The organism is Dokdonella sp. (assembly GCF_019634815.1).
In the GTDB taxonomy this organism is placed as follows: Bacteria; Pseudomonadota; Gammaproteobacteria; order Xanthomonadales; family Rhodanobacteraceae; genus Dokdonella_A.
On sequence record NZ_JAHCAP010000011.1, the window covers coordinates 80,515 to 90,854 of the forward strand.

Below are 10,340 nucleotides of genomic sequence, written 5' to 3' on the forward strand. Positions count from 1 at the left end.
GCCGGCATGCGAAAATCCCCGACTCTTTCCGGCCGCATTCCCGCTTCCATGCAGATTTCCAGCTTCGATGAACTCCTGCGCGCCGCGCACCAGCAAGCCGAGCCGCAGCGCCTGCTGTTCGTGTTTGCGCGTGTCGAGCTGCCCGCGGCGGCGACGCCCGACCAGCGCGAGCGCTTCGAACGCCGCGAAGGCGGCACGTTGACGCTGGCGCTGTGCGTGGACAAGGCGCCCGAACAAGTGGAGAGTTTCGCCGCGCTGGCCGCCGAATCCGAACACACCGGCCAGGACTGGGATCTGGTTTTCGTCAGCAGCCTCAGCGGCCGCGGCGGCATTGCGCCCAACAGCGACGAGGCGGTGCAGCCGCTGCGCTTCATGGTCAATGCGATCAACAACGGTCGTGTCGCCGACTTCGCCACCTTCGACCGCAACGGCGACGTGGTGCAGTTCGGATGAGCGTCTCCATGCGCTGTCCAGGGCTCAGGCCGCGGTCGCGCTCATCAGCAAGGCAAACCACAGCACCAGCGCGGCATAGGCGCCCGCGAGCACGTCGTCGAGCATCACGCCCAAACCGCCCTTGAGCTTGCGGTCGGCCCACGACACCGGCCACGGCTTGGTCACATCGAACACGCGAAACAGCACGAAACCGGCGAACAGCCACACCCAGCCATGCGCAAGAAACAAGAGCGGCAGCAGAGCGATCCACTGACCGACGAATTCGTCGATCACGACCGCGCCGGGATCGCTTATGCGCAGCCGCGCAATCGCCACCTTCGATGCCCACACGCCGAGCGCGAATACCAGCGCGATCACGCCGAGCACGAGGGGCCACGGCAATTCACGCAAGATCAGCCACGGCAGCAAGGCTGCGGCTGAACCTGCGGTGCCCGGCGCAACGGGACTGAGCCCCGAACCGAAACCACAGGCGATCCAGCCAGCCGGATGGCCGAGCAAGGCACGCCGCTGCGCTGCGTCCAGACTCACGCGAAATGCTCCCAGCCCGTGCGCGCCAGCACGATCTCGCCGCGCTGCGCATCGAGCAGGCGCACGCCCTCGCCCGCGGTCACGCGACCGATGCGCGTCGCGCCGCAGCCGCTGCGGGCCAGATCGCGCAGGATCGTCGCCTCGTGTGCGGGTGAAGCGCAAAACGCCAGTTCGTAGTCATCACCGCCACTGGCCTGCAAGGCAATGCGTGTGGCTTCGTCACAAGCGTCGAGCAGTGCTGGCGAGGCCGGCAGCAAGGGCGCATCAATCTCGATGCCAACGCCGCTGCATCGCGCGATGTGGCCCAGATCGGCAAGCAAGCCGTCGGAGACGTCGATGCAGGCGCTGGCCTGGTCACGCAGCGCGATGCCGGCGGCCACGCGCGGCGTCGGCCGACGCATGCGTTCGAGCAGGGCCAATCGCTGGGAATCACCCAGCTGCGCCCATGCGCCGCCGCGCGCCTGCGTGCAATACAGCCCGGCCACTGCATCACCGAGCGTGCCGGTGACGAACACGCCATCGCCTACGCGCGCGCCATTCCGGCGCAGGGCGCGACCCGCTGGCACGAAACCGAGCACGGTCACGCCGACCGCGAGCGGACCACTGGTGGTGTCGCCACCGACGAGCGCCAGATGATGCTGGCCCGCGAGCTCGGCGAATCCGGCCGCGAATTGATCGACGAAGTCCGCATCGGCCTGCGGCAAGGTCAGGTTGAGCAAGGCCCAGGCAGGCCTCGCACCCATCGCCGCGAGGTCGGACAGATTCACCGCCAGCGATTTCCAGCCGATGTCGCGTGGCGCAGCACCCTGCGGAAAATGCACGCCATCGACCAGGGTGTCGGTGCTTGCCGCCAGCTCGTGCCCGGCCGGTGGCGCCAGCAGTGCGGCGTCATCGCCAATACCGAGCAAGACGTCGGCACGGCCGAGTGAGCAGTGCGCGCGGATCCGTTCGATCAGCTCGAATTCCATCAGCGCATCAACCGCGAGCCGCGTACTCGGCCGAACGCCACTGCGCGGCGAGTTTGTCGAGCACGCCGTTGACGTAGGTGTGGCCGTGTTCGGCACCGAAGCGCTTGGTCGCCTCGACCGCCTCGTTGATCACCACGCGATAGGGTACGTCGATGCGTTCGCGCAATTCGAACGCGGCAATGCGCAGCGCCGCGCGTTCGATCGGATCGACGCGCTCGACTTCGCGGTCGAGCAGCGGCGCCAATGCCGCATCGAACTCGCCATGCAGCCGCGCCACGCCGCGCACCAGTTCCTCGAAATACGGCAGGTCGGCGATCTGCATGTCCTGCTCGTGGCGGAACTGCTCGATGATGCTTTCGATGCGATTGCCCGACATCTGCCAGGCGTAGACCGCCTGCAATGCGCGCCGCCTCGCGCGCGAGCGCGCAGCCGGATCGATGCCTGATGCATGCGATGGATGGCTCACAGCTTCCTCCACAGATCGATCATTTCCAGCGCTGCCAGCGCCACATCTTCGCCCTTGTTGCCATGCTCGCCACCGGCGCGCGCCTGCGCGTCGGCATGGCGCTCGACCGCGAGCACGCCATTGAGCACGATGATGCGCCGATCCAGGGCCACGCGCATCAGCGCCTGCGCACAGTTGTCGGCAACGTGCTCGTAGTGGCGCGTGTCACCGCGCACCACGCAGCCAAGCGCAATCACCGCGGCGACGCGCCCGGCCATGCGGTCGGCGGTCGATGCGATCTCCCAGGCGCCGGGCACACGGATGAGATCGATGTCGGCATCGGCCACGCCATGCTCGCGCAGGCAGCGCAGCGCACCCTCGATCAAGGCGTCGACGATGCTCGGGTTCCAGCGACTGGCGATGATGGCAATGCGCGCGTCAGCATTTGCGCGCACCTCGCCGTGGTAGGTCGGCATCGATCAGGGTTCCATGCAGGCGGCCGCGACGCGGCGATTGCGCATTATGCGGTGGCGCCGCGGCCGGCGTCCTCATAGGCGACGACTTCGAGGCCGAAGCCACCCAGCGCGGCGAAGCGACGCGGCGTGCCGAGCACGCGCAGACGCTCGATGCCCAGATCACGCAGGATCTGCGCACCCACGCCATGCAGGCGACCATCGTAGGCCGCGTCGGCGTTCTCGGCCGCCGGCGCCTGCAGGCGATCGAGCGCACGCGCGCCTTCGTCAGGCGAGGACAGCACCACCACCACGCCACGCTCGCTCGCGGCGACCTGGCGAAGCGCCGCGGTGACCGTGATCGTGCCCGCTTCCTCGCGCAGATGCAGCACATCGCTCAAGGTGTCGCGCAGATGTACGCGCGCCAGCACCGGCTCACTGCCACCGACATCGCCGCGCACCAGGGCGAAATGCGGCAGGCCGCTGAGCTCGTCGCGGTAGCCGAAGAGTCGGAACGCGCCAAACTCGGTATCGACCGCGCGCTCGAACACGCGCGTGACGGTCCGTTCGGTGCGCAGGCGATGGCGGATGAGGTCGGCGATCGTGCCGATCTTGAGGCCGTGTCGCGCAGCGAACACTTCGAGCTCGGGCCGGCGCGCCATCGAGCCGTCCTCGCTGAGAATTTCCACGAGCACACCGGCCGGCTCGAAACCGGCGAGCGCAGCCAGATCGCTCGCGGCTTCGGTGTGGCCCGCGCGCGTGAGCACGCCGCCATTGCGCACCGTGAGCGGAAAGATGTGCCCGGGCTGGGTGAGATCGTTGGGCCCGGCAGCGGCCGCTACCGCGGCCTGCACCGTGCGCGCGCGGTCGAAGGCCGAGATGCCTGTCGTCACGCCCTGCGCAGCCTCGATCGAAACGGTGAAGTTGGTGTGGTGCGGCGAGGTGTTGTTGCTCACCATCGGCCGCAGTCCGAGCTGGCGGCAACGCGACTCGGTCAGCGCAAGGCAGATCAGGCCACGCGCCTCGCGCGCCATGAAATTGATGTCCTCGGGGCGCACGCTCTGCGCCGCCATGATGAGATCGCCCTCGTTCTCGCGGTCCTCGTCGTCGACCACGACGACCATGCGGCCGGCGCGGATTTCTTCGACCAGTTCGGCAATGCTGGCAAGACTCATGCGGCAGCTCCGGGATGCAGGCGTTCCAGATAGCGGGCAATGAGATCGACTTCAAGGTTGACGGCGTCGCCCATGCCGCGCTCGCTGAAACTGGTGTGCGCGAGCGTGTGCGGAATGAGGGTGACGCCGAACCCTTCGTCGTCCACGGCATTCACCGTCAGGCTCACGCCATCGACGCAGATCGATCCCTTTGCCGCGATGTAGCGCATGAGTGCGGCGGGCGCGCGGAACTGCCAGCGCTGCGCGCCGCCGGGCTCGTGATCGATGCGCGCAACCGCGCCGATGCCATCGACGTGGCCCGCGACCAGATGCCCGCCGAGGCGGTCTGACAGACGCAGCGCCTTTTCGAGGTTGACGGCGTCGCCTGTGCGCAAGCTGCCCAGCGTGGTCAGGCGCAGGGTTTCGGCGGAGGCCTCCGCGTGCCAGTGCGTACCGGTGTGCGCGGTCACCGTGAGGCACACGCCCGCCACCGCGATGCTGTCGCCGGGCACCACATCGCTCAGATCGAGTGTGTCCGCAGCGATCAGGAGCTGCGCGCCGTCGCCATGCATCTGCCGCGCCGCGAGGCGGCCCACTGCCTGGATGATTCCGCTGAACATCGTCTTGTCCTGTCTGTTGGTCTGCCTGTCGGTTGACGCGGCCCGTGGGTCGGGCTTCAGCCCGACGATCGCTTCTGCCGCGCCAAGCCTGTCGGGATGAATCCCGACCCACAACTTGCTCCCTGTCGGGATGAATCCCGACCCACAACTTGCTCCCTGTCGGGATGAATCCCGAGCCACATCTTGCTGCATGTCCATCGTGTTTCAGGCTTCAGGCCCGATTCCTGGCCGCAACAGCAGGCGCCAATCCTTGCCCACCTGCCGCTGTTCCACGACCCGCAGTGCCCAGCGCTGCGCCAACGACGCAAGCGCAGGCAGATGCAGCAACGGGCGCGCATCGTCGCCCAGGAGCACCGGCGCGACATAGAGCAGCAGCTCGTCGACCAATCCTGCCGCGAGCCACGCGCCAGCCAGGCGTGGCCCGGCCTCGACCTGCACTTCGTTGCAGCCGCGGTCGGCAAGGACGCGCAGCACGTCGCGCAGCTCGAGACCGGCTGCGTCGCTCGCAATGGCAAGGCATTCGACGCGGGCAAAGCGCCCATCCTGCGGGGTACTTGCCTGCGCATGGAACACCAGGGTCGGCACACTGCCATCGAGCAACTGCGCGTGCGCCGGTGTACGCAACTCTCGATCGAGCAACACACGCAGCGGCGGGACGAACTCGCCGCCATCGGGCGCATCGGTTTGCAGCCGCACGGTGAGACGCGGATCGTCGGCCAGCGCGCTGCCGCTGCCGGTGAGGATCGCGCTGCTGCGCGCGCGCCAGCGCTGCACGTCGGCGCGCGCGGCCGCGCTGGTTATCCATTTGGATGCGCCGTTGGCGAGGGCGGTGCGGCCATCCAGGCTCATCGCCAACTTGAGGCGCAGCCACGGCCGCCCGCGCTCGATGCGCGAGAAGAAACCGCGATTGAGCTCGCGCGCAACCTCGCGCATGAGACCGGATTCGACCCCGATACCGGCATCGCGCAGGCGCTGACTCGCGTCGCTGGCATGTTGTGAAACGTCTTCGCTCGCAAACACCACGCGCGCAACGCCGGCTTCGATCAGTGCATTCACGCAAGGCGGCGTGCGCCCGCTGCGTCCGCAGGGTTCGAGCGTGGCATAGACGGTGGCGCCGCGCGCACGTGCGCCGGCCTCGCGCAGCGCGAACACCTCGGCATGCGGCTCGCCCGCGCGCCGGTGCCAGCCGGTGCCGACGATGTCGGTGCCCTGCGCAATCACGCAGCCTACCCGTGGATTGGGCTGGGTCGTATGCATGCCGCGCTCGGCCAGGCGCAACGCGCGCGCCATATGCGCGTGGTCGTTGGCCGTGAACGCCTGCATCAGCGTTTCCGCGCAATGCCGGCGGCGTCACCCAGCAGCGGCAGCTGCAGGCCTTCGATCACCGGCAGGTCGCGCTCGAGGCGCTCGATTTCCTCGCGGAACGCCTGCACGTCCTCGAAGCTGCGATAGACCGAGGCAAAGCGCACGAAGGCGACCTGATCGATCTTCTTGAGCGCACGCATCACCAGTTCGCCGATCTGACGTGAGGGCAGTTCCCGTTCGCCGCTCTTGCGCAGTTCATCGATCACCGCGCGTACGGCATCGTCGACCACTTCGATCGACACCGGACGCTTGTGCAGGGCGCTGTCGAAACTGGTGCGCAGCTTGCGTTCGCTGAAGGCTTCGCGCCGGCCATCGTTCTTGATCACCGCCGGCAACTTGATCTCGGCGGTCTCGAAGGTGTTGAAGCGCTCGCCGCAGGCCGCGCATTCGCGCCGGCGCCGAATCGAGGCGCCATCATCGGACTCGCGCGAGTCGATGACGCGGGTATCGTCGTGCTGGCAGTAGGGACAATGCATCTGCGGGTGACGGGCGGAGTCGGCGGCAAGCGTGAAGACAGGCTTTCAGCGCTTGCCGTCGATATCGGCCTCAGCCATACACCGGGAATTTCTTGCACTGCGCGGTGACCTTGTCACGCACGGCCGCGATCACGCTTGCATCAGTGGGCGCATCGAGCACGTCGCAGATCCAGTTGGCCAGCTCGATGCAGTCGGCCTCGCCGTAACCGCGCGTGGTCACCGCGGGCGTACCGATGCGCAGGCCCGAGGTCACGAACGGTTTCTGCGGATCGTTGGGCACCGCGTTCTTGTTGACCGTGATGTGCGCCTTGCCGAGCGCGGCCTCGGCATCCTTGCCGGTGATCGGCTTGCCGATCAGATCGATCAGCATGAGGTGGTTGAAGGTGCCGCCGGAGACGATCTTGTAGCCGCGCGCAATCATGGTCTTCGCCATTGCCTGCGCGTTCTTGACCACTTGCGACTGATAGGTCTTGAACGCCGGATCGAGCGCTTCCTTGAAGGCGACCGCCTTGGCCGCGATCACGTGCATCAGCGGGCCGCCCTGCAGGGCCGGGAACACGATCGACTGCAACTTCTTGACCAGATCCTCGGACGGATTCTTCGCCAGCACGATGCCGCCGCGCGGGCCGCGCAGCGTCTTGTGCGTGGTACTGGTCACCACGTGCGCGTGCGGCAGCGGGCTCGGATATACGCCTGCGGCGACCAGGCCGGCGACGTGCGCCATGTCGACGAACAACAAGGCCCCGACCGAATCGGCGATCTTGCGCATGCGCGCCCAGTCGAGCACCTGCGAGTAGGCGCTGAATCCGGCCACCACCATCTTCGGCTTGTGCTCGGTCGCCAGGCGCTGGACTTCGTCGTAATCGATCAGGCCATTGTCGTTGACGCCGTACTGCACCGCGTTGAACAGCTTGCCCGAAAGATTGACCTTGGCGCCGTGGGTGAGATGACCGCCGTGGGCGAGGCTCATGCCCAGGATCGTGTCGCCCGGATTGAGCAGGGCGAAATAGACGGCCTGATTGGCCTGCGAACCCGAATGCGGCTGCACATTGGCGTAGTCGCAATCGAACAGCTGCTTGACGCGCTCGATCGCGAGCGATTCGGCGATATCGACGTACTCGCAGCCGCCGTAGTAGCGCTTGCCCGGATAACCCTCGGCGTACTTGTTGGTGAGCACGCTGCCCTGCGCCTCGAGCACGCGCGGGCTGGCGTAGTTCTCGCTCGCGATGAGCTCGACATGGTCTTCCTGGCGGCGGCGCTCGTCGGCAATCGCCTTGGCCAGCTCGGGGTCGAAACCTTCGATGCGCGAATCCTTGGGAAACATGGGGAAACCTGTGCCGGCCGGGGAAACCGCAATGGTACCGCGTTGCAGCAGATTTATGCCTGCACAAACGGCTGCCCGCCACCCAACCGATGACGCAGCGCCCCTTGATCGGCGATAATCACCCGTTTCCTTCCCTGCCGCGACCGACGCCACCCGCGCGCCGGCGCAAGCCTGTCCGGAGCCCACATGCAGTACATCTACACGATGATCGGCGTCAGCAAGGTGGTGCCGCCCAAGCGCCAGATCATCAAGGACATTTCGCTCAGCTTCTTCCCCGGCGCCAAGATCGGCCTGCTCGGCCTCAACGGCGCGGGCAAGTCGACCGTGCTGCGCATCATGGCGGGCGTGGACACCGACTTCCAGGGCGAAGCCCGTCCGCAACCGGGCATCAAGGTCGGTTACCTCGCGCAGGAGCCGCAGCTCGACCCGAACAAGACCGTGCGCGAGTCGGTCGAGGAAGGCGTTTCGGAAGTGCTCGACGCGCAGCAGAAACTCGAAGCGATCTACGCCGCCTACGCCGAAGAAGGCGCCGATTTCGACAAGCTCGCCGCCGAACAGCAGCGCCTCGAAAACATCCTCGCGGCATCCGATGCGCACGCGCTCGAACGCCAGCTCGAAGTGGCCGCCGATGCGCTGCGCCTGCCGCCTTGGGATGCAAAGATCGCCACGCTCTCGGGTGGTGAAAAGCGCCGCGTCGCGCTGTGCCGTCTGCTGCTGTCCAAACCCGACATGTTGCTGCTCGACGAGCCGACCAACCATCTGGACGCCGAATCGGTCGAGTGGCTGGAGAATTTCCTGCACGACTTTCCCGGCACCGTGGTCGCGGTCACCCATGACCGCTACTTCCTCGACAACGCCGCCGAGTGGATCCTCGAACTCGATCGCGGTCGCGGCATTCCGTGGAAGGGCAACTACTCCTCGTGGCTGGAGCAGAAGGACGAGCGCCTCAAGCAGGAAGAGAACCAGGAAAAGGCACGCCAGAAAGCCATCCAGCGCGAACTCGAATGGGCGCGCCAGAATGCCAAGGGTGGTCGCTCCAAGGGCAAGGCGCGCCTCGCACGCATCGAGGAATTGCAATCGGTCGATTACCAGAAGCGCAACGAAACCAACGAGATCTTCATCCCGCCGGGCGAGCGCCTGGGCAACGCGGTGATGGAATTCAAGGGCGTGAGCAAGTCCTTCGGTGATCGCCTGCTGATCGACGATCTGTCCTTCGTGGTGCCGCCAGGCTCGATCGTCGGCATCATCGGCCCCAACGGCGCCGGCAAATCGACGCTGTTCAAGATGATCACCGGTCAGGAAAAGCCCGACAAGGGCGAGATCGTCAAGGGCCCGACCGTCAACATCGCCTATGTCGACCAGAGCCGAGAGAAACTCGAAGGCAACCACAACGTGTTTCAGGAAGTCTCTGGCGGCGCCGACATCCTCAACATCAACGGCATCGAGATCCAGTCGCGCGCCTACATCGGCCGTTTCAACTTCAAGGGTCCCGATCAGCAGAAGATGGTCGGCAGCCTCTCCGGTGGTGAACGCGGCCGCCTGCATCTGGCCAAGACCCTGCTGCAGGGCGGCAACGTGCTGCTGCTCGACGAGCCGTCGAACGATCTGGACATCGAAACCCTGCGCGCGCTCGAAGACGCCCTGCTCGAATTCCCGGGCAACGTGTTCGTGATCTCGCACGATCGCTGGTTCCTCGACCGCATCGCCACCCATATCCTTGCCTTCGAAGGTGACTCGCATGTCGAGTTCTTCCAGGGCAATTACCGCGAGTACGAGGAAGACAAGAAGCGGCGTCTGGGCGACGAGGCTGCCAAGCCGCATCGCCTGCGCTACAAGAAGCTCGCATAAAGGCAGCGGCTGCGAACCCGCGGGATTCGAAGCGGAAAGCTTGAAACACGGAGCACACGGAGCACACTGAGAAGTGCTATTCGGGAAAGAGCTTTGCTTGCCCTGCTTCCCTTTGAAGCGGAAAGCTTGAAACACGAAGAACACGAAGCACACGAAGAAATTCTTTTCGAGAAAGAGCTTTGCTTGCCCTGCTTCCCTTTGAAGCGGAAAGCTTGAAACACGGAGCACACGGAGCACACGGAGCACAAGAAGAATTTCCTTTCAAGAAAGATCTTTGCTTGCTTCTGCTTCCCTTCGTGTGCCTCGTGTTCTTCGTGTTTCAGTCTTTTCCGTTTTCGCTACAACCTTCGCCGGAGAACGCCAATGACGTTCATGCAGTCGCGGCAAACCGCGTGGCTTCGGGAAAGGTCTTTGCTTGACCCTGCTCCCCTCCGTGTACTCCGTGTGCTCCGTGTTTCAGTCTTTTCCGTTTTCGCTACAACCTTCGCCGGAGAACGCCAATGACGTTCATGCAGTCGCGGCAATCCGCGTGGCTTCGGGAAAGGTCTTTGCTTGACCCTGCTCCCCTCCGTGTACTCCGTGTGCTCCGTGTTTCAGTCTTTTCCGTTTTCGCTACAACCTTCGACGGAGAACGCCAATGACGTTCATGCAGTCGCGGCAATCCGCGTGGCTTCGGGAAAGGTCTTTGCTTGACTCTGCTTTCCTCC

General features: G+C 65.6%; 11 protein-coding genes. 2 read left to right on the top strand and 9 right to left on the bottom strand.

Translation table 11 applies throughout. The features are described from left to right. Nucleotides 1-48: 48 nt before the first annotated feature. Nucleotides 49-453, top strand: a complete 405-nt coding sequence (locus tag KF759_RS07580; protein ID WP_291224170.1) for a ribonucleotide reductase subunit alpha — start codon at nt 49-51, stop codon at nt 451-453. 24 nt (nt 454-477) lie between these two features. Here KF759_RS07580 and KF759_RS07585 read toward each other — a convergent pair whose 3' ends face one another. The 9 genes from KF759_RS07585 to glyA all read right to left on the bottom strand — a co-directional run bounded on the left by KF759_RS07585 (nt 478) and on the right by glyA (nt 7,785). Continuing rightward, entirely contained in the window at nt 478-981 is a 504-nt protein-coding gene (locus tag KF759_RS07585; protein ID WP_291224171.1) for a phosphatidylglycerophosphatase A, read from the bottom strand. Then, nucleotides 978-1,949, bottom strand: a complete 972-nt coding sequence (gene thiL / locus KF759_RS07590) for a thiamine-phosphate kinase (protein WP_291224173.1) — start codon at nt 1,947-1,949, stop codon at nt 978-980. Before thiL ends, KF759_RS07585 begins: the two co-directional genes overlap by 4 nt. A 7-nt stretch (nt 1,950-1,956) precedes the next feature. Further along, entirely contained in the window at nt 1,957-2,415 is a 459-nt protein-coding gene (gene nusB / locus KF759_RS07595; protein ID WP_291224175.1) for a transcription antitermination factor NusB, read from the bottom strand. Then, the gene (ribH, locus tag KF759_RS07600) at nt 2,412-2,870 is read right to left on the bottom strand and encodes a 6,7-dimethyl-8-ribityllumazine synthase (RefSeq protein ID WP_291224177.1); all 459 of its coding nucleotides are present in this window, start codon (nt 2,868-2,870) and stop codon (nt 2,412-2,414) included. Before ribH ends, nusB begins: the two co-directional genes overlap by 4 nt. Nucleotides 2,871-2,914: 44 nt before the next feature. After that, nucleotides 2,915-4,021 (bottom strand): 3,4-dihydroxy-2-butanone-4-phosphate synthase, encoded by a 1,107-nt coding sequence (gene ribB / locus KF759_RS07605; RefSeq protein ID WP_291224178.1) that lies wholly within the window; start codon nt 4,019-4,021, stop codon nt 2,915-2,917. Beyond that, nucleotides 4,018-4,620, bottom strand: a complete 603-nt coding sequence (locus KF759_RS07610) for a riboflavin synthase (RefSeq protein ID WP_291224180.1) — start codon at nt 4,618-4,620, stop codon at nt 4,018-4,020. The genes ribB and KF759_RS07610 overlap by 4 nt, the downstream gene beginning before the upstream one ends. A 204-nt stretch (nt 4,621-4,824) precedes the next feature. Then, entirely contained in the window at nt 4,825-5,943 is a 1,119-nt protein-coding gene (gene ribD / locus KF759_RS07615) for a bifunctional diaminohydroxyphosphoribosylaminopyrimidine deaminase/5-amino-6-(5-phosphoribosylamino)uracil reductase RibD (protein ID WP_291224182.1), read from the bottom strand. Next, complete coding sequence (gene nrdR, locus KF759_RS07620) at nt 5,943-6,461, bottom strand: transcriptional regulator NrdR (RefSeq protein ID WP_291224184.1); 519 nt, start codon at nt 6,459-6,461, stop codon at nt 5,943-5,945. Before nrdR ends, ribD begins: the two co-directional genes overlap by 1 nt. Before the next feature lie 70 nt (nt 6,462-6,531). Further along, nucleotides 6,532-7,785 (bottom strand): serine hydroxymethyltransferase, encoded by a 1,254-nt coding sequence (gene glyA, locus KF759_RS07625; protein WP_291224186.1) that lies wholly within the window; start codon nt 7,783-7,785, stop codon nt 6,532-6,534. Nucleotides 7,786-7,971: 186 nt separating this feature from the next. On the opposite strand from glyA, the gene ettA reads away from it, so the two are divergent. Continuing rightward, nucleotides 7,972-9,633, top strand: coding sequence for an energy-dependent translational throttle protein EttA (gene ettA, locus KF759_RS07630; protein ID WP_291224188.1), 1,662 nt, complete (start codon nt 7,972-7,974; stop codon nt 9,631-9,633). Nucleotides 9,634-10,340: the final 707 nt, after the last annotated feature.

Excerpts from the sequence above, each read along its gene's own strand:
- KF759_RS07580 (WP_291224170.1), top strand. The coding sequence starts at position 49 with ATGCAGATTTCCAGCTTCGATGAACTCCTGCGCGCCGCGCACCAGCAA.
- thiL (WP_291224173.1), bottom strand. The coding sequence starts at position 1,949 with ATGGAATTCGAGCTGATCGAACGGATCCGCGCGCACTGCTCACTCGGC.
- ribH (WP_291224177.1), bottom strand. The coding sequence starts at position 2,870 with ATGCCGACCTACCACGGCGAGGTGCGCGCAAATGCTGACGCGCGCATT.
- ribB (WP_291224178.1), bottom strand. The coding sequence starts at position 4,021 with ATGAGTCTTGCCAGCATTGCCGAACTGGTCGAAGAAATCCGCGCCGGC.
- KF759_RS07610 (WP_291224180.1), bottom strand. The coding sequence starts at position 4,620 with ATGTTCAGCGGAATCATCCAGGCAGTGGGCCGCCTCGCGGCGCGGCAG.
- ribD (WP_291224182.1), bottom strand. The coding sequence starts at position 5,943 with ATGCAGGCGTTCACGGCCAACGACCACGCGCATATGGCGCGCGCGTTG.
- nrdR (WP_291224184.1), bottom strand. The coding sequence starts at position 6,461 with ATGCATTGTCCCTACTGCCAGCACGACGATACCCGCGTCATCGACTCG.
- glyA (WP_291224186.1), bottom strand. The coding sequence starts at position 7,785 with ATGTTTCCCAAGGATTCGCGCATCGAAGGTTTCGACCCCGAGCTGGCC.
- ettA (WP_291224188.1), top strand. The coding sequence starts at position 7,972 with ATGCAGTACATCTACACGATGATCGGCGTCAGCAAGGTGGTGCCGCCC.